Source organism: Paenibacillus radicibacter (assembly GCF_024721995.1).
GTDB lineage: Bacteria > Bacillota > Bacilli > Paenibacillales > NBRC-103111 > Paenibacillus_AM > Paenibacillus_AM radicibacter.
In genome coordinates this window covers 90,839-108,219 of sequence record NZ_JANQBC010000003.1, presented here as the reverse complement: position 1 = coordinate 108,219, position 17,381 = coordinate 90,839, and the positions used below count along the sequence as shown (strand labels likewise).

Genomic DNA, 17,381 nt, shown 5'->3' with positions numbered 1-17,381 from the left:
TTCATATGAACTCAGAATCTACCAAATGCCAGCGCTTGTCAACACATTCGAACATTTATTTTGTAGCAAGTACAAACCGCATAATCTGGCGTATTTCTTGCATATACATTGGTGGACCATCGTGACTTTGGTATACTTAATTAATAGAGAATGGGGGATGCATGTATGGAGACGATTCATTTTCACTTACAAGGCAGTTGGCAGGGTGACCGATTCGGGCAAGGGCATATTGCGACAGGTGAGCTGGTGAAACAAGTCTCGATTCCATCAGAGATGCAAGGACCCGGCATAGGTACGAACCCCGATGAGATGCTGCTTGGTGCAGCTAGTACCTGTTATATGATTACACTAGCGGCGCTTTTTCAAACACGAAAGTTAGACATTGCATCGTTCACACTTGCTTCAGAAGGTATTGTTGAAGTGGAGCGGGGCGTGCCGAAGTTTAAGGCGATCATTCATCGTCCGTCTATTAAATTACCAAGCGATACAACGGATGAGCAGATTACATACATCACAACATTAGTCGAGCGAGCAGAGCGAAGCTGTATGATTTCACAGGCCTTGCATGGCAATGTGCAGATGCGAGTTGAGCCGACTATTATTAGAAGTTAAGGAGAGATAGACGATGAAACAGAAAGTAATTTTACTTGCATCTCATACACTTGGAAAAGGTTCCGAGGAGCTTGGCGAGACGATTCTTGAAACGTTCTTCACATTACTTAAGCAGCGCGAATCACTGCCATATGCGGTATTTTGCATGAATAGTGGGGTGAAGGCATTAACGGATGCATCGTTCGCTTCGGTTCATCTGAAGGAGCTTGAGCAGCAAGGTGTTCGCGTCATTGCATGTAAAACTTGCGTGGATTATTATGAACTGAGTGAATCGCTAACAGTCGGTCAGATCGGCAGTATGGCGGATTTTATCCAATTAGCAAGTGAGTATGAGGTGTTGACGTTATCGTAGTGTCCGCTACACAAAAAGCAGCCGTAATGCCTCGTTAGAAGAAGGCATATACGACTGCTTTATTTGTATACAAGAACCCTTATTGTTTGATCGTAATATTACCTGAAGATGCCTGTACTTTGATGACTTCAGGGGAAGAGTTGCTCGTGTTCGGATAGCTCGTGTCACCTGAAGAGGTTTTGAGGTCAAATGAACCTGCGAAATCTTTCGGAATGATTACTTTGGCATCGCCTGAAGATAATTTGATATCCGCATTCGCTGACTTCTTCTGCTCCAGTGTCACATTACCTGAAGAATTCTTGATTTTCGCATCATGTGTTACGCCATCGATTTCGATATTACCAGATGAACCTTCCGCAGAGAGGACACCTTCGACTTTAGAAGCAATGATGTTTCCTGAAGTTGCTTTAAATTCAATCTCTTGACCGCGAACACCATCTAGACGAATATCGCCAGATGAACTCTTTACATCAATGTCGCGTGCAATTAGATTCTTACCTTTAATCGATCCAGAAGAAGTTTCAATATCGATTTCTTCAAGCTGATTAAGATCTGCCATAGTAACGGTTACGTTGATTTTATTATTTTTAAAATTACCAATGGTGAAGAATTGAATATTCGGTTTTTTGTTCGTGAGATTAATGTTGAATTCTCCATCACGAATACCAGTTGATTGAATCAGATCAATATTTTCTTGGTAGGTATCGCCGTCCATTTCAATGGAGTTGGAACCGTTCTTACTCACAACAAATGTAACGTCGAAGTCTTCAGAATTACCTTGAAGCTTGATGTCTTTTAACTGATTAGCTGAGAAATCCCACTTTTTATCAAAAGCGATCTTGCTATTCTCCGGGTTGCCGCCACCGTTCAGTAGATCACCACGAAATGCGATTGCCCCGATTAAGCCGATGGCGATTAAGATTAGACCAAATCCAATAATTTTCTTATTCATATCTATTTCTCTCCCCCTTAAGTGTTCGACCAATCCATTTGAAATAACGAGCTAGCACGAGTGTCCACGCACGTAAAAGCTTAACTGCGTATAGGATCGCAATAAGACCAAGCCCTAAACATGCTATGGATAAGAAGATCTTACCGACTGAGAAATAGTCATTGAACATGAACTCGAATGTGACGAGTACTGGTGCGAGCGTTAGTGATGCAGCGGCAACAACTAGGGATAGACAGGCTGCCCAAAGTGAAAGAAGCACAGGTGTAAGGGAGATGTTGAGAAAGAACTGCCCAATTAAGGCAAAGATGGTACGACTGGTGCTAGCAGTTTCACGTGGGAGCAGATCGGGATTGATATATTTCTCACCAAGTGCTTCACGCGCCAGTTCAATTGGATCGCCGAGTTCATAAGCAATTTCATCTTCTGTCTGGCCATTTCTCATTCCATGTTGGAAGTGCATATCGTATTCAGCTAACAGCTCATGACGTTCGTAAGCGGGTAGCGCGTATAAATGATGTTGTAGGATTGCCATAAACATGGATTTATTCATCGAATCCACCTTCTCTCAATAAGTTAGACACATTGTTTGCGAAAAATTTCCACTCAGCGATCATCGTGTTCATGTAGATGACGCCTTGATCGGTTAGACGGTAATACTTCCGAGGTGGACCCTCTGACGATTCCTGTAAGTAGGTCGTGCATAATCCGTCATTCACAAGTCGACGTAGCAGGGGGTAAAGTGCGCCTTCAGCCACTTGAATGTGGTGAGACATTTGCTGTGCTAATTCGAATCCGTACTGGTCTTTTTTATTAATAAGGACAAGAACACATAACTCCAAGACGCCCTTCTTGAACTGAACATTAATTTCCACGTGCATAACCTCCCTTAGTCGAGTGTGTATATTCCTATGTTGTAAGTTAGTATGTTTTATTCAGTACTAATTAATGTTAGGTACCTGATGAAGATTACTATATCACTATGTACTGAACAATGCAAGGTACTGAATCATAAATTTTAGCGGAAAATTTCTGTTAGTTGTAAGATAGTAGTACATCTATCTTTACACAATTAATTGATAGGTATATAATTGTCATAGCAACTAATTAAGGGGCGTGTTATGTTACATGAATCCAGTGGATCATTCTCTTGGATTTCAGTTGGGGCGAACCCATCGAAAGCTGTACAATCTACTCTCAGGTAAGTTTAAGTCAAGTGATGTAACACCCGAACAATGGAGTGTGCTCTGCTGCTTAATTGAAGAGGAAGACATTACGCAGAAAGATTTATCGAGTCGTCTGCACAAAGATCAACCTACGGTTACTCGGATCTTAGACTGTTTGGATCGCAAGGGATTTATCGTTCGTAAGCCGAATAAGGCTGATCGCAGATCGTATCTGATTGGAATTACAGATGAGGGACGAGCTGTTGAAGCAAGTCTGCATGATGTGGAACATCGCGTGATGGACTCCGCATTTCAAGGAATGAAAGAAGATGAGGTTAAGCAATTCGGGCAGTGGTTAGCCCTTATTAATGGGAATATAGAAAAAGAAACCAACTAATAGGAGTGTTAGACATATGGATCAGTCACCTACTGGAAGCGCGTCCCGATTGTGGACGCGCGAATTTATTTTGTTCACCATTTCCAATATGCTTCTTTATCTGAATTTACAAATGATTACGCCGTCGCTGCCTGCTTATGTGGCTTCAGCCTTTGACGTCAGTAGTGTCTGGATCAGCTTGATCATTAGTGTGTTTGCGTTTGCTGCGATTTTGACGCGATTGTTCGTCGGCAAAGCGCTTAGCATAATGTCGCCGAAGCGTGTTCTGATTATTGGACTTATTGTTTATCTGCTATCGACGATCTTCTACTACTTTGCAGGATCGGTTGCGATGATTCTCGTTATTCGAGTTCTGTATGGGATCAGCTTTGGTATTGTCAGTACAGCTTATGGAACGGTTGTATCGGATATTGTGCCGAATAAGCGTATGGGTGAAGGCATCGGTTATTTTGGCTTATCGACAAGCTTCTCCATGTCTATTGCACCCATGATCGGTTTGTGGTTGCTCGGACAATTCGGATTCCATACGGTTATTGAAGTAGCTACACTGCTCATTCTGCTTATTTTCCCATTGTTCGCGGTGATTCGATTCCCATCAGGTCCGCTTCAAGCAGAAGGTGAGCCTGCATCAATGCCTCATAACGTGCCTAAGCCGAAGATGATGGACAAGCGTTTGCTATTGCCATTCGTACTTAATATGTTCTTCACCGTGACATACGGTGGATTAATTACGTTTATTACGTTGTTCGGTAAAGAAGTGAGTATTGCCAATGTGGGTTGGTTCTTCTTGTTTAATGCGGTAACCATCATCTTGGTTCGTCCGTTCTCGGGAAAGTTATTTGATCGTAAGGGACATATTGCGGTACTGCCACTTGGTGCGGCATTGATTTTCACCGCTATGATCCTGTTATCTTTCATATCTTCAACTAGTGGACTAATCGTTGCTGCACTTATCTATGGAATGGGTTCTGGACTGCTGCAGCCGTCTTTACAAGCGTGGATGATTCAGCGTGTAGAGCCGGAACTTCGAGGTACGGCGAATGGTGCTTTCTATAATTCATTGGATTTGGGGATTGCGATGGGTTCCTTATGTTTAGGTACAATTGCGACTAGTACAAGCTATGCGATGATGTACCGAATCTCTGCCTTTATGATGGTTGTATTCATCGTTGTTTATTTGGTCGTTCTGATGTTGGAGAGAAAGGCTCGTCCACAGCTTGCGAGTACAAGGAATCGTTCGGGTCATATCGGTAACTTACGCGGTATCCGTAACGTCGAAGATATTGCGGATTAAGAAGCTTGTTCCATAATCATGTAGCCTGAAGTTGGAATGCCTATCGTAGGCGATTTCCAGCTTTTTTTGTTTTTCTATAAAATAGCAATTGACACTTTTTACCTATTAATGGTACTATACTGTCATTAATCATAGTAATCTTATCGGAATAGTTAAATTGATTGTCCACCGGACCACCGGAGACCCGTCACAGTCGGATTGTGATGTGGATTCGCGCTTGCAGTAGGCGAGCCCCATAGAGAAGTTATTTCATTTATTTAAGTTATGAAAAGGGGTAGGTTATTGTGGCGAAATTCGGTGGTGTAGGAAGTTTATTTAGGAAGATGTCCATCTTTACAGTTACGTCAGCACTTGTACTTGGCTTAGCAGCTTGCGGAGGGTCTACACAAAGTTCAGGACAATCAACGAGCACGCCAGATCCTTCAAAAGGGGCGCAGCCAACAGATAAACCGCAAGCGAAAGCTGCTATTGAACTGCTCAACGTATCGTATGATCCGACTCGCGAACTATACGACAATTTTAATAAAGCGTTCATTAAATATTGGAAAGATAAAACAGGTCAGACCTTAACGGTCAAGCAATCCCATGGTGGATCGGGTAAGCAAGCACGTTCGGTTGTAGATGGTTTACAAGCAGATGTTGTGACGCTCGCTCTTGGTTATGATGTGGATCAAGTGCAGGCGGCAGGGCTTATTCAAGAAGGTTGGCAGAAGGAGTTTAAAGATAATAGCACACCATACACATCTACGATTGTGTTCCTGGTTCGCAAAGGCAATCCCAAAGGGATCAAGGACTGGGACGATCTGATTAAGCCAGGCACTTCTGTCATTACACCGAACCCGAAGACATCAGGCGGAGCGCGTTGGAACTACGTTGCCGCTTGGGGTTACGCACTCAAGAAGAATAACAATGACCCAGAGAAAGCGAAACAATTCGTCACCCAACTATTTAAGAACGTTCCTGTGCTCGACTCCGGTGCACGTGATTCCACTACGACATTCGTAGAACGTGGCATTGGCGATGTACTCCTTGCTTGGGAGAACGAAGCGTTCCTCTCCATCAACGAGTTCGGTAAGGATAAATTCGAGATTGTCGTACCGTCCGTAAGCGTACTTGCAGAGCCTCCAGTTGCGATTGTCGATAAAGTTGTGGATAAGAAGGGCACGCGTGAAGTTGCGCAAGCTTATCTCGAATACCTTTACACCGAAGAAGGACAGACGATTGCAGCTAAGAATTACTATCGTCCACGATTAGATTCAGTAGCGAAGAAATTCGAAAGCCAATTCCCATCGATTCCACTGTTCAAAATCGATGACCCCGAATTTGGCGGCTGGGCTAAGACTCAGAAGACCCATTTCAGCGATGGCGGTGTCTTCGACCAAATCTACAAACCAGGTAAGTGATGATTGAAGTCTCCAAGCGTGAACGAAAGAGAAAAGTAGTACTGGAGGAGCGAAGATAATGCTTACGAAGTACTTTTCCTATGGAAAAGTTGTGAGTTCGCCTTTGAAATCGTGAAAATACCATTAAATAAATTCAAATTCACGATTGAGACAGCGACCGGAAGTACTATTTTTCTCTGTAGTGGTGCAACTCTTGGCGACGCCACAAAAAAAGGAGTGTGTGTTTGTGACCAAACGTTTGAAACAGCGCAGCATCCTACCTGGTTTCGGTTTATCGATGGGCTACACGATTGTGTATTTGGGACTGATTGTGCTTATACCTTTAACCGCTATCTTGCTGAAAAGCACCCAGCTTAGCTGGGGGCAATTCTGGGATACCGTGCTTGATCCACGCGTCATCGCGTCTTACAACCTTAGCTTTGGAGCTTCATTTCTAGCAGCGATTGTGAATGCCGTATTCGGCTTTATCGTCGCATGGGTGCTTGTCCGCTATGATTTTCCGGGCAAGCGCATCATTGATGCCTTAGTAGATTTGCCCTTCGCACTACCAACCGCAGTGGCGGGTATCGCATTAACAGCGATTTATGCGCCGAATGGATGGATTGGCTCGATGCTCGAACCACTCGGCATCAAGACCGCCTATTCCCCGCTTGGGATCGTGATTGCACTTGTGTTTATTGGGATTCCTTTCGTTGTACGTACGGTTCAGCCTGTTCTACAGGAGCTGGATAAAGATATTGAAGAGGCTGCTGTAAGCCTTGGGGCGAGACGGTGGTTGATTTTCCGAAGAGTCATATTTCCTGAAGTATTTCCTGCGCTTCTTACCGGGTTTGCCATTGCGTTTGCCCGCGGGGTTGGGGAGTATGGTTCCGTCGTCTTTATATCTGGCAACATGCCGATGAAGACCGAGATTACGCCGCTTCTCATTATGACGAAACTTGAGCAATTCGATTATGCAGGCGCAACTGCGATTGCACTTGTGATGCTGCTACTGTCGTTCATTTTATTGCTTATTATCAACATGCTGCAGTGGCGGAGTAGTCGTCGTCTGCTCGCGGAATAGGAGGATTCCATGGCTCAATTACCTACAGCGAACCTGGGTGCTCCGACGCAGCAGCGACCGGCACATTTATCAGAATCGAAGGGGATCAAGTGGCTGCTTATTGCAGTAGCATTATTTTTCCTAGTCTTATTGCTGATTCTTCCGCTCGTAACCATCTTCACCCAAGCTTTCAAAAAAGGAGCTGAAGTGTACTTCGCATCCTTGCTCGATTCAGATGCACTAGCAGCGATTCGATTAACACTTATTACAGCAGCGATTGTCGTACCCTTGAATGTGATCTTCGGGCTTGCAGCCGCGTGGGCAGTTACGAAATTCCGGTTTAGAGGCAAGCAGCTTTTGTTAACGCTGATTGATCTGCCTTTTGCTGTATCACCTGTTATAGCGGGGTTAGTGTTCGTTCTCTTATTCGGTGCGCAAGGCTTCTTCGGAAGTTTCTTAGCGGAGCATGATATCAAGATTATTTTCGCCATACCAGGAATTGTCCTTGCGACGTTGTTCGTCACCTTCCCATTCGTTGCGAGGGAACTTATCCCACTGATGCAGGCTCAAGGTACAGGGGAAGAAGAGGCAGCAACGACACTCGGTGCCAAAGGATGGACGATCTTCTGGCGCATCACGCTTCCGAATATGAAGTGGGGGCTCATCTACGGGATGATCCTCTGTAATGCAAGAGCAATGGGTGAGTTCGGTGCAGTATCTGTAGTATCTGGTCATATTCGCGGGGAGACGAACACGATTCCGCTGCATGTACAGATTTTGTATAACGAATACAAATTCTCGGCGTCGTTCGCGGTTGCTTCCTTACTCGTATTGCTTGCCATTGTTACATTGGTTGTCAAAGCCATTCTAGAGTGGAAATTTGCACAAGATCACAAGAAAGGCGGTGGGGTGTAATGCACATTACGGTCAATCAGCTGCAGAAGTCATTCGGTGATTATGAAGCTGCAAGGCAGATTAGTTTTGATATTGAAAAAGGAAAGCTCATCGGTTTACTAGGGCCGAGTGGCGGAGGCAAGACGACCATCCTTCGAATGCTCGCAGGGCTGGAGGAACCTGATTCAGGCGATATTCTGTTTAACGGAGTGCATGTTAATGGACTGCCGCCACAGAAGCGTGAGATCGGTTTTGTTTTTCAAAACTATGCACTGTTCAAGCACATGACCGTGTTCGATAACATCGCCTTTGGTCTAACGATCCAGAAGCAACGAAAAGCGGATATTCACAATCGCGTTAGAGAACTAATCGAACTGACAGGGTTGTCAGGTTTAGAGAATCGACTGCCGCATCAGTTGTCTGGCGGTCAACGGCAGCGGGTCGCTTTCGCTCGAGCATTGGCTCCACAGCCACAGCTGCTGCTGCTCGATGAACCGTTCGCAGCGATTGATGCGAAAGTAAGGAGAGAGCTTCGGTCATGGCTTCGAGAGATGATCGATCGTGTGAAGATCACGACGATTTTCGTTACGCATGATCAGGAAGAAGCGGTGGAAGTTGCCGATGAGATCATGATTATTCATGAAGGCCGATTGGAACAGAAGGGTTCCCCGATTGCGATCTACCAGCATCCACAGACTCCATTCGTCGCAGGATTCGTTGGAGAGTCGAGCCCACTTGATAGATTCACAGGACTCCGGGGATTCGATTATCCTGAGTGGCATGATGCTAAGGCGATTATTCGTCCGGAATTCGTTGAAATAGGTGGGAAGAATGAGCTGTCAGTCCCATCAGCAGCTGAGTTGGGTATCGTGAAACATGTGTATTTCCGAGGCTCGAATTGGCAGGTGGAAGTACAGGTAGGGCAGTATCAGTTGTATGCGTACCGTGGGCTTGATCAAGTTCCTCTATTTCCAGGGGATCAAGTGCATGTATGCATCGATCGCTTGTACGTGTTTGATCATGAGAAGACCACGTTACTCGTCAACAAGCAGAAGACGGACCCATTGCCTGTTTATATCTAGATAAAAGACAGAAGAACATTAAAGGAGGAAGCGGTTGTGGAGTATACATTATCTATTCAATCCGATCAGGCTGAGCTCGCTGCCGTTGTACATGAACCTCAGTGGACAGGGAAAGAGGCAAATAGGGAGAGCGACTCAGATGAAAATACGGAACTTTTCCCGCTCATTATTATTTGCCATGGATTTGTTGGTAACAAAATGGGTACAGATCGATTATTTGTCAAAACAGCAAGGGAGTTAAGTTCGCAAGGGTTCATGGTCATTCGCTTTGACTATGGCGGCTGCGGAGAGAGTACCGGGGAATATGGCAAGGGAGGACTAGATGCCTTTATTGAACAGACGAGGAAGGTGCTCGATTATGGTCTGTCTCTTGAGGGTGTCGATCCTGAGCGTGTCATCCTGATTGGGCACAGCCTTGGCGGTGCGACAGCGATCCTAACGGCGGTGGAAGATACGCGCGTAAAGACCGTTGTGATGTGGGCTGCTGTTGCCCATCCGCTGAATAACATCGTGAATATTGTTGGTAAACCCGTATATGAAGAAGCGATTCGTAAAGGGAAAGCCGATTATCTGGGTTATGATCTGCACACGAGCTTTTTCGAATCGCTAGGGAAATACCAGCCATTCTTACAGCAGATTGGGCAGTTCAAAGGCGATGTTCTGTTACTGCACGGCACAGCCGATGATGTTATACCCGTGGATTACTGCTTTTTGTATCAGCGTGTGTTCTGGCTGCGCGGAGATGGGCAGTGCGATAAAGAAGTTATTTTACAAGGAAATCATACATTTTCATCCAAAGAAAGCTATGAGCAGGTCATCAAGAAGACGGCAGAATGGCTGAAATATATTGATAAGCGCAAGAATGATTGGCAGGACTGGGCGATCTAACTGGCAAGACTCAATTACGTGAATTGGAGGGAATGTAATGGGAAGAGCGCTTGAAATTGATGAGGTATGGAAATCACGTATTGTGGAAAGCTTAAATGGTCTCGAGTATGGAGCGGTACAAATTATTGTTCACGATGGACGAATCGTACAAATTGAGCGTACACAGCGTAATCGGTATGAGAATGGCGCTAATAAAGTGCAAGCTATTGAAGTGAAGGCAGAAATCGAACGCCAAAAATCACATAAATGATGATCGAAGATATGTGTTGTCAACGCCTAATCAACAGCCTCTGAGCATTCCTTTTGCGGGTTTGCAAAGAGGCTGTTGCGCGTTCACACATTTAGATTTATACTAAGTCTAAATCAATATGATGGAGGCCATAACATGACTCGAAAAGGAATACTCACACCGCAGCGTAAAGCGATCTATGAAATTGTAACCAAAGCCGACGACCATCCGACTGCAGCAGATATTATTGAGCGTCTGCGTGTGGGAGGGCACAATTTTGCTTATGCGACGGTTTACAATTCCTTACGCTATTTAACAGAGGCGGGTATGGTGCGTGAGCTCAAGCTTGAAGGAGATGCAAGTAGGTACGACGGACATATGGACGATCACCAGCATATCATTTGTCGGGTATGCGGTAAGGTAGATGAGGTGTTTGCGCATGTACCAGAAGACTGGGTGAGGCAAGTTGCAGCAGATACAGGCTATAAGATCGAGGAGGAGCATATCGTATTTAAAGGAGTGTGCTTGGCATGTCAACAAATGAAAAATTAATGACATCAAGTAATCGGATTCCTTCTTCCTTCCCAGAAGGAGCAGTGTGCAAGTCGACAAACCGGATTGTCTTAATTAGTCCATATCCAGCGGGTTTGCAGGAGCTTGTAGGCATTCTTTCGGAGCACTGCTTCGACGTGATGGTCTTTCACCATATAAAGGATGATTTGTTAGCGATGTTAAAGATAGATGTACTTGTATTGGATCAGAGTCATGCAGGAATTGAGATGGACAGTAGTGAGTGGAATATTCCTACGATCCACCTCGTATCGCGTGTACCTGATCCAGTGGAACATTCTGATCAACATCGGTATATCCAGTGGCCAGCTGATCGTAAGGCTGTGCGTGAAGCCGTTGAATTACTCATCGTAGAAAACCGTCTTGCATCACCAGCACAGTCGAACGTCCAAGTAAGCGCGAGCTTAGGACAAGTGGTGTTTAAAGATCTCATGCTTGATTCTCGTAAAATGATCGTAAGTCGCGGAGAAGTGCGTATCGATCTAACGCGTATTGAATTCGATCTGCTTAAAGTATTGCTTGAAGCAGATGGGGCTGCACTTTCACGTCAAGCCATGATGGATGCTGTATGGGGCAGCCAATATTTTGGCGGGAGTAATATTGTAGATGTTCATGTGAAAAGCTTGCGCCAGAAGCTTGGCGATAGCCCGAAGGCGTCCAAATATATAACGACAGTTCGAGGAATTGGATATCGTCTTGCTGATTAATGGCGTGCTGCCAAACCTTCATGAAACCTTCATCATGACTTCATGAACTCTTCATGAATGTCATTCGTTCGAATGGTATGATTTTTCTATACAAAAGATTTAGATTAAGTCTAAATATAGAGAACGAAAGGTGGCAGCGCAATGATTCATTTTAATACATTAACGACGAACCAAGGAACGCCTGTTGGCGACAATCAGAATTCCCGTACAGCAGGTCCGAATGGACCGACTTTATTAGAAGATTATCACTTGATCGAGAAGCTCGCACATTTTGATAGAGAACGTATTCCAGAGCGAGTTGTACATGCGCGTGGTGCAGGTGCACATGGCGTGTTCGTGACGCACAGCAGTATGCAGGAGCATACGAAGGCGGCATTTTTACAAGAGGCAGGGAAGGAAACACAAGTGTTCGTTCGCTTCTCAACGGTTATTCATTCAGCAGGATCTCCAGAGACAGCACGTGATCCGCGTGGATTTGCGGTGAAGTTGTATACGGAAGAGGGGAACTATGATATTGTCGGCAATCACTTGCCCGTGTTCTTCATTCGCGACGCGATGAAATTCCCAGACATGGTACACTCCCTTAAACCAGCGCCAGATACGAACATCCAGACGCCGGATCGCTACTGGGATTTCATGTCGCTGACACCGGAATCTACGCATATGCTCACATGGGTATTCTCGGACTATGGAACACCTGCGAACTACCGCCAGATGGAAGGATTCAGTGTTCATGCATTCAAATGGATTAATGCAGAAGGTAAATTGACTTATGTGAAATACCGCTGGAATCCGAAGCAAGGCGTTCGCAACTTGTCTGCGAGCGAAGTACGTGAAGTACAGGGACAAGATTTCAACCATGCAACGAAAGATTTATACCGTAACATTGAGGTTGGCAACTCCCCTGAGTGGGACTTGGAAGTGCAGATGTTAGCACCTGAAGACTTTGACAAGTTCGACTTCGATCCGCTTGATCCGACGAAGCAATGGCCGGAAGCTCAGATCCCGTACCAACTTGTGGGTACGATGACTTTAAATCGCAATCCAATCAACTTCTTCGCTGAAGTCGAGCAGGCTGCATTCTCACCAAGTGTACTTGTACCTGGTATTGAGCCTTCGGAAGATAAGCTTTTGCAAGGTCGCTTATTCTCTTATCCAGATACACAGCGTCACCGCTTAGGTACGAACTACATGCAGCTGCCCATTAACTGCCCGTATGCGACAGTACGCAACAACCAACGTGACGGAGCGATGCAGACGAAGCAGAATCCATCATCCATTAACTATGAACCAAGCCGTCATGAACACAGCTTGAAAGAAGCTCCTGCATACAGGGATTCCGAAGTTGCCGTGAATGGACCGGTTACACGCCAGAAGATTGAAAAGACGAACGATTTCGCTCAAGCAGGAGAGCGTTACCGTACATTCTCTGAGCAAGAACGTGACAATCTTATTGCGAACTTGGTAGGCGATCTGCAAAGCGTGAATGAACAGACAAAGCTGCTTGCGATCTGTAACTTCTTCCGTGCTGATCGGGAATACGGCATGCGTTTAGCACAAGGATTAGGTGTTGATATTAGCGCGTTTATTCCAGCAGGGAAGTAAGAATAGCAAGTTGAAATAAATACGAAGCCTGTTTACGATTGTTGGTCGTGAACAGGCTTTTCTTCATGGATATATAGGTCTGCACATAATTGTGGGCATTTGGGCAAATAATCTCAAATGAGGGAGGTATGTGTATGCCAGATGTATTAGAGATATGTATACGTACGGTTCTAGCAGTCGTCGTCTTGTTCTTGTTAACAAAATTACTAGGTAAGAGACAGGTGACGCAGTTGTCACTCTTTGAATACATAACAGGGATTACAATTGGTAACTTGGCAGGGTCCATCTCACTGGATGTGGATACGGATTGGTACTTAGGTGTGGTAGCTTTATTGCTATGGGCTGTGGTGTCCCTCGGTATTGAATTTATACAGATGAAAAGTAAAAAAATACGCGATTTTATAGATAGTACGGGTACTGTGCTTATACGCTCTGGGAAAATACTTGAAAATAACTTGCGCAAAGAGAAGCTAACGGTCGATGAGTTAATGGCACAATTGCGCAAGAAGCGCGCATTTCATTTAGCGGATGTGGAATTTGCAATAATCGAGCCCAGTGGTGATCTGAACGTGCTATTAACGCGAGAGAATCAGCCTTTGACACCGAAGGACATCGGTCTATACGTGGAACCAGAAGAAGTGCCGCAAATCATCATTATGGATGGCAAATTACAGGACAAGGGACTGATTGCTAGTGGTTTTACGCGGGAATGGCTGAATCAGCATTTACAACAATTAGATATGAAAATTGAAGAAATTCTGGTTGGACAAGTACATTCGAATGGCAAGATGTATATCGATGCTTATAACGATAATATTGAAGCGGCCAAATTAGCGAAGCCACTCATTCAAGCACAAGGAAGTTCTTCACAGTCCACGAAGTCAGCAGAAGCTACACCACTAGTGAAACCCAGTGATCCTCCGCAAAAAGCAGCACTGCTTGCTGCCTTAAAGAAATGCGAAGCCGAGATGCTGCTATTTGGGCTTACCACGAAGTCGCCTGAAGCCCAAGCCATGCTGGGTCAATGTTCACAGCAGCTTGAAGACATGATTGCCCAGATAAAACCGGTGCAACTTCAATAACTCATAGAAGTCAAAAAAGCCGTCATCCCAATAAACAGGATGAACGGCTCTCATTTTGTATAAAAGCTAAAGTTAAGATAAGTTCATTAAGCGATAAGCTTCAGACCAACAGCGGAGAATAGAATCATTGCAATGAAGAGGAATCGCTGCCACTGGCGAGATTCGCCCCATAGGAACATGCCCACTAACGCACCACCAACTGTACCAATTCCCGTCCATACCGCGTAAGCAGTCCCCATCGAAATGCTATCCATTGCATAGGAGAGTAAGCTAAAGCTCACGCCAAATGCAACAATAAGCAGGAGATAGGAAGAGAGTGTCCTCTTTTCGTTGACGCGATTAATGGCGATTACGCCTAGTACTTCACAACAACCTGCAATGAGTAGTGCAAGCCATGCCATTATTCATCCCCTCCCTTCTGTGCAGTAGCGGGTTCCGTTGAAGTTTTTTCTTTTGTAATCATCTTCAGTCCGATAACTCCAGCAAGTAAGACGAGAATCAGCGTAATTTTAATCCCATTTACGGGTTCACCGAACAATAACATTTCGGCTAGAACCGTTCCAGCGGTTCCAAGACCTGCGAATACGGCGTATACCGTTCCAAGCGGAAGTACGCGTGAAGCGCGAATGATCGTATCAAATGAGATCGCGATTGCAATTGCAGTTAAACCCCATTGCCACCATAGGGTGGAGTGTTTAAGTCCCGTTACCCATGCAACTTCGAGTGTGCCTGCTAGAAAAACGAGCGTCCAGCTCTTATTCATCATGAATCATTCCTTTCTTTCTTGTGCCTGTGATCAGCCTTGTTTGTGTGTGAGACCAAGCCAATAAATATGCCATGCAGCATCCAGTCGTTTGGTGAATCGTTCAGGTCCTCCGAATAGAAGCTCAACCCATGTGCCATCGATGATACACAAATAAGCTGCAGCTGCTTTACCCGCATCAATAGGTGGAATATCACCTTGTGTTAGGGCAAGCCTAATACGATGGATGAGGCGCTCCTCAATGCCATCTAAATACATATAAGTCTGCGTATTGACTTGTTCCGCCACCGATTGTGGTGGGAAGAAGGACATACGGAGCATGAACTTCATCTGTTCATCTTGCTCATAGCGATCTTTCGCGGAAGCGAGCAACCCATAGAGAACATCGTGTAGCGTTGATGCTTGATGAGTAGTCATATATTGATCCACGATCTGTAACTCAGCCGTGAACACGTCGCGAATGATGTGTAAGAATAAATCTTCTTTACCCTTAAAGTGTGCATAAATAGAAGGTTTCTTAATGCCAACCTCGTCTGCAATATTTGCAAGGGAAGCCCCTTCATATCCATCTTTGGCAAAATGCTTAAGTGCGATCTCTTTAATGCGAGTTGCAGTCACTTTCATCACCTACCTATCGTTCGTTAGGTAAAATATATCAAACATCATCCAATTCGTCAATGGCTATTATCTTCAATTTCGCTATATAATACGAAGAGTAGGTAAATTTCAAATTTCTGAACAAAAGAATAAATATCAAGGAGCATCGCATGAAACGTTCGATTCAAACGATTATCGTGTTGATCATCATGACGGGTTTATTGTTTATTTTGAACCGTGTTTGGTCGGATAAAATTGCATTTTACACGAGTATCGTGACAACTTTGATGGTGATTTTCGTTGGTCTGGTCATCTTTATGGACAACCGGCATCCGTCGAGCACGATGGCTTGGATTATGATTTTGGCCTTATTTCCGATTACTGGCTTTATTTTTTACGTATTGTTTGGTCAGAATTATTACAAGAACCGTGTATATGGGCGTAAAGCAGAGCGGGATGCGAAAGCATTCTTAGATCTCCATGCTCATCGTAGTGATCACGTATGGAAAGACTTCAATGAAGATCAACAGCTTATTTTCCGATTAGCTCAGAATGTCGCGAAAAGCCCGATCTCTCAGCATACGTGCACACGCATTTTATCCAATGGTGACGAAACATTCGATTCGATTATTCAAGAGTTACATAAAGCAGAGCACCACATTCACATCGAGTATTACATCTACCGCGATGATTGCATCGGTAAACAAATTCAGCAAATTTTAATTGAAAAATCAAAGGCTGGCGTGGAAGTAAGATTCCTCTATGATGCCGTTGGTTCGTATCAGTTGCCCGACGCTTTTCTACAACAAATGCGAGAGGTTGGAATCGAGACCTATGCGTTTAATGATGTGAAAATTCCGTTCTTCTCCAGCACCGTCAATTATCGCAATCACCGTAAAATTATCGTGATCGACGGTAAAGTCGGATTTACAGGCGGACTGAATGTTGGCGATGAGTACTTGAGCCGCAGCAAAGCGATGGGATTCTGGCGGGATACGCATATGCTGCTTAAAGGCGAAGCCGTGCGTATGCTGCAGTTTATTTTTCTACAAGACTGGTTCCATACGACGAAAGAGCGATTACCAAATCCAGAATATTGGGCTCCTGAATTTGAAAGAGTGACTCATGATGGCGCTGTGCAAATTATTGCGAGTGGTCCGGATAATGAGTGGCGTACGATCAAGAACTTAACGTTCGCGATGATTACATCTGCGAAGAAGAAGATTTGGATTGCTTCTCCGTACTTCATTCCCGACGAAGATTTGCTGACAGCTCTGAAAGTCGCGGCACTCTCTGGTGTCGATGTGAAAGTGTTGTTCCCTGCTAAGCCAGACCGATGGATACCGTTCTGGGCATCACATTCCTATTTTCCAGCCTTAATGGATGCAGGGGTCGAAATTTATGAGTACAAGAAAGGCTTCATGCATTCCAAGATCCTAATTGTCGATGACAACATGGCAACGATAGGTACGGCCAATATGGATATGCGTAGTTACCATCTGAACTTTGAAGTGAATGCTTTCTTATATGGGACAGACAGCGTGCAGACGCTAATTCGCGATTATGAGGAAGATCTTACCGAGTCTTCGATTATTGAGATGGAGTGGGTGAAGAAGAAATCCTATCCGAAGCGATTCTTGGAGTCTGCGGCTAGATTGTTGTCGCCGATGCTGTAGGAGTGTGTTCAAAAAGAGTTTCTCCTGCGTTCAACTTTTTGAACACACTCCGTTGTTAATTTTATAAAAGGAA

Annotated in this window: 21 protein-coding genes; 15 read left to right on the top strand and 6 right to left on the bottom strand. The window is 44.8% G+C overall.

The features are described 5' to 3' along the window. Positions 1-165: 165 nt before the first annotated feature. Both NV379_RS08255 and NV379_RS08250 read left to right on the top strand, forming a co-directional pair. On the top strand, positions 166-612 hold the full coding sequence (locus tag NV379_RS08255) for an SACOL1771 family peroxiredoxin (RefSeq protein WP_258206829.1): 447 nt from the start codon (positions 166-168) through the stop codon (positions 610-612). A 13-nt stretch (positions 613-625) separates the two neighbouring features. Beyond that, positions 626-964, top strand: coding sequence for a DsrE family protein (locus NV379_RS08250; protein ID WP_258206828.1), 339 nt, complete (start codon positions 626-628; stop codon positions 962-964). Positions 965-1,043: 79 nt separating this feature from the next. Here NV379_RS08250 and NV379_RS08245 read toward each other — a convergent pair whose 3' ends face one another. From NV379_RS08245 to NV379_RS08235, 3 genes are read right to left on the bottom strand one after another with little or no spacing between them, the layout of a single operon-like run. Then, positions 1,044-1,916: a DUF4097 family beta strand repeat-containing protein gene (locus NV379_RS08245; protein ID WP_258206827.1), complete on the bottom strand. Its 873-nt coding sequence runs from the start codon at positions 1,914-1,916 to the stop codon at positions 1,044-1,046. Continuing rightward, positions 1,909-2,466, bottom strand: coding sequence for an HAAS signaling domain-containing protein (locus NV379_RS08240; RefSeq protein WP_258206826.1), 558 nt, complete (start codon positions 2,464-2,466; stop codon positions 1,909-1,911). The genes NV379_RS08245 and NV379_RS08240 overlap by 8 nt, the downstream gene beginning before the upstream one ends. Beyond that, positions 2,459-2,788: a PadR family transcriptional regulator gene (locus NV379_RS08235; protein WP_258206825.1), complete on the bottom strand. Its 330-nt coding sequence runs from the start codon at positions 2,786-2,788 to the stop codon at positions 2,459-2,461. The genes NV379_RS08240 and NV379_RS08235 overlap by 8 nt, the downstream gene beginning before the upstream one ends. A gap of 253 nt (positions 2,789-3,041) precedes the next feature. On the opposite strand from NV379_RS08235, the gene NV379_RS08230 reads away from it, so the two are divergent. From NV379_RS08230 to NV379_RS08175, 12 genes are all read left to right on the top strand, one after another. Beyond that, a complete protein-coding gene (locus NV379_RS08230) occupies positions 3,042-3,476 on the top strand; it encodes a MarR family winged helix-turn-helix transcriptional regulator (protein WP_258206824.1) in 435 nt (144 codons plus the stop codon). Positions 3,477-3,492: 16 nt separating this feature from the next. Continuing rightward, positions 3,493-4,770, top strand: coding sequence for an MFS transporter (locus tag NV379_RS08225; protein ID WP_258206823.1), 1,278 nt, complete (start codon positions 3,493-3,495; stop codon positions 4,768-4,770). Positions 4,771-5,093: 323 nt separating this feature from the next. Continuing rightward, positions 5,094-6,173, top strand: a complete 1,080-nt coding sequence (locus tag NV379_RS08220) for a sulfate ABC transporter substrate-binding protein (protein ID WP_258207176.1) — start codon at positions 5,094-5,096, stop codon at positions 6,171-6,173. 226 nt (positions 6,174-6,399) lie between these two features. After that, positions 6,400-7,236: a sulfate ABC transporter permease subunit CysT gene (gene cysT / locus NV379_RS08215; RefSeq protein ID WP_258206822.1), complete on the top strand. Its 837-nt coding sequence runs from the start codon at positions 6,400-6,402 to the stop codon at positions 7,234-7,236. Between the two features lie 9 nt (positions 7,237-7,245). After that, positions 7,246-8,130 (top strand): sulfate ABC transporter permease subunit CysW, encoded by an 885-nt coding sequence (gene cysW / locus NV379_RS08210; protein WP_258206821.1) that lies wholly within the window; start codon positions 7,246-7,248, stop codon positions 8,128-8,130. Continuing rightward, a complete protein-coding gene (locus tag NV379_RS08205; protein ID WP_258206820.1) occupies positions 8,130-9,191 on the top strand; it encodes a sulfate/molybdate ABC transporter ATP-binding protein in 1,062 nt (353 codons plus the stop codon). Before cysW ends, NV379_RS08205 begins: the two co-directional genes overlap by 1 nt. Positions 9,192-9,227: 36 nt before the next feature. Continuing rightward, positions 9,228-10,079 (top strand): alpha/beta hydrolase family protein, encoded by an 852-nt coding sequence (locus NV379_RS08200; protein WP_258206819.1) that lies wholly within the window; start codon positions 9,228-9,230, stop codon positions 10,077-10,079. 37 nt (positions 10,080-10,116) lie between these two features. Then, a complete protein-coding gene (locus NV379_RS08195) occupies positions 10,117-10,329 on the top strand; it encodes a YezD family protein (RefSeq protein WP_258206818.1) in 213 nt (70 codons plus the stop codon). A 135-nt stretch (positions 10,330-10,464) separates the two neighbouring features. Next, positions 10,465-10,860: a Fur family transcriptional regulator gene (locus tag NV379_RS08190; RefSeq protein ID WP_258206817.1), complete on the top strand. Its 396-nt coding sequence runs from the start codon at positions 10,465-10,467 to the stop codon at positions 10,858-10,860. Further along, positions 10,839-11,585, top strand: a complete 747-nt coding sequence (locus NV379_RS08185; protein ID WP_258206816.1) for a winged helix-turn-helix transcriptional regulator — start codon at positions 10,839-10,841, stop codon at positions 11,583-11,585. The genes NV379_RS08190 and NV379_RS08185 overlap by 22 nt, the downstream gene beginning before the upstream one ends. 141 nt (positions 11,586-11,726) lie before the next feature. Then, positions 11,727-13,190, top strand: coding sequence for a catalase (locus NV379_RS08180; protein ID WP_258206815.1), 1,464 nt, complete (start codon positions 11,727-11,729; stop codon positions 13,188-13,190). A 134-nt stretch (positions 13,191-13,324) separates the two neighbouring features. Further along, positions 13,325-14,272 carry a DUF421 domain-containing protein gene (locus NV379_RS08175; protein WP_258206814.1) on the top strand — a complete coding sequence of 316 codons (948 nt, stop codon included), beginning with the start codon at positions 13,325-13,327 and terminating at the stop codon, positions 14,270-14,272. An 86-nt stretch (positions 14,273-14,358) separates the two neighbouring features. Here the strand turns inward: NV379_RS08175 and NV379_RS08170 are convergent, their stop codons facing one another. Genes NV379_RS08170 through NV379_RS08160 form a run of 3 tightly spaced genes read right to left on the bottom strand, consistent with a single transcriptional unit; the run spans position 14,359 to position 15,659 of the window. Next, positions 14,359-14,673, bottom strand: a complete 315-nt coding sequence (locus NV379_RS08170) for a DMT family transporter (RefSeq protein ID WP_308860263.1) — start codon at positions 14,671-14,673, stop codon at positions 14,359-14,361. Continuing rightward, on the bottom strand, positions 14,673-15,035 hold the full coding sequence (locus tag NV379_RS08165; RefSeq protein WP_258207174.1) for a DMT family transporter: 363 nt from the start codon (positions 15,033-15,035) through the stop codon (positions 14,673-14,675). Before NV379_RS08165 ends, NV379_RS08170 begins: the two co-directional genes overlap by 1 nt. A 33-nt stretch (positions 15,036-15,068) precedes the next feature. Then, positions 15,069-15,659 (bottom strand): TetR/AcrR family transcriptional regulator, encoded by a 591-nt coding sequence (locus NV379_RS08160; RefSeq protein ID WP_258206813.1) that lies wholly within the window; start codon positions 15,657-15,659, stop codon positions 15,069-15,071. Between the two features lie 143 nt (positions 15,660-15,802). Between NV379_RS08160 and cls the strand changes: the two genes are divergently transcribed. Then, entirely contained in the window at positions 15,803-17,308 is a 1,506-nt protein-coding gene (cls, locus tag NV379_RS08155) for a cardiolipin synthase (protein WP_258206812.1), read from the top strand. Positions 17,309-17,381: the final 73 nt, after the last annotated feature.

Coding starts and splice junctions, on each gene's coding strand:
- NV379_RS08240 (WP_258206826.1), bottom strand. CDS start 2,466: ATGAATAAATCCATGTTTATGGCAATCCTACAACATCATTTATACGCG.
- NV379_RS08245 (WP_258206827.1), bottom strand. CDS start 1,916: ATGAATAAGAAAATTATTGGATTTGGTCTAATCTTAATCGCCATCGGC.
- NV379_RS08175 (WP_258206814.1), top strand. CDS start 13,325: ATGCCAGATGTATTAGAGATATGTATACGTACGGTTCTAGCAGTCGTC.
- NV379_RS08220 (WP_258207176.1), top strand. CDS start 5,094: ATGTCCATCTTTACAGTTACGTCAGCACTTGTACTTGGCTTAGCAGCT.
- NV379_RS08255 (WP_258206829.1), top strand. CDS start 166: ATGGAGACGATTCATTTTCACTTACAAGGCAGTTGGCAGGGTGACCGA.
- NV379_RS08225 (WP_258206823.1), top strand. CDS start 3,493: ATGGATCAGTCACCTACTGGAAGCGCGTCCCGATTGTGGACGCGCGAA.
- NV379_RS08195 (WP_258206818.1), top strand. CDS start 10,117: ATGGGAAGAGCGCTTGAAATTGATGAGGTATGGAAATCACGTATTGTG.
- NV379_RS08180 (WP_258206815.1), top strand. CDS start 11,727: ATGATTCATTTTAATACATTAACGACGAACCAAGGAACGCCTGTTGGC.
- NV379_RS08250 (WP_258206828.1), top strand. CDS start 626: ATGAAACAGAAAGTAATTTTACTTGCATCTCATACACTTGGAAAAGGT.
- NV379_RS08170 (WP_308860263.1), bottom strand. CDS start 14,673: ATGGCATGGCTTGCACTACTCATTGCAGGTTGTTGTGAAGTACTAGGC.
- cysW (WP_258206821.1), top strand. CDS start 7,246: ATGGCTCAATTACCTACAGCGAACCTGGGTGCTCCGACGCAGCAGCGA.
- NV379_RS08190 (WP_258206817.1), top strand. CDS start 10,465: ATGACTCGAAAAGGAATACTCACACCGCAGCGTAAAGCGATCTATGAA.
- NV379_RS08185 (WP_258206816.1), top strand. CDS start 10,839: ATGTCAACAAATGAAAAATTAATGACATCAAGTAATCGGATTCCTTCT.
- NV379_RS08160 (WP_258206813.1), bottom strand. CDS start 15,659: ATGAAAGTGACTGCAACTCGCATTAAAGAGATCGCACTTAAGCATTTT.
- NV379_RS08205 (WP_258206820.1), top strand. CDS start 8,130: ATGCACATTACGGTCAATCAGCTGCAGAAGTCATTCGGTGATTATGAA.
- cls (WP_258206812.1), top strand. CDS start 15,803: ATGAAACGTTCGATTCAAACGATTATCGTGTTGATCATCATGACGGGT.
- NV379_RS08165 (WP_258207174.1), bottom strand. CDS start 15,035: ATGAATAAGAGCTGGACGCTCGTTTTTCTAGCAGGCACACTCGAAGTT.
- NV379_RS08230 (WP_258206824.1), top strand. CDS start 3,042: ATGAATCCAGTGGATCATTCTCTTGGATTTCAGTTGGGGCGAACCCAT.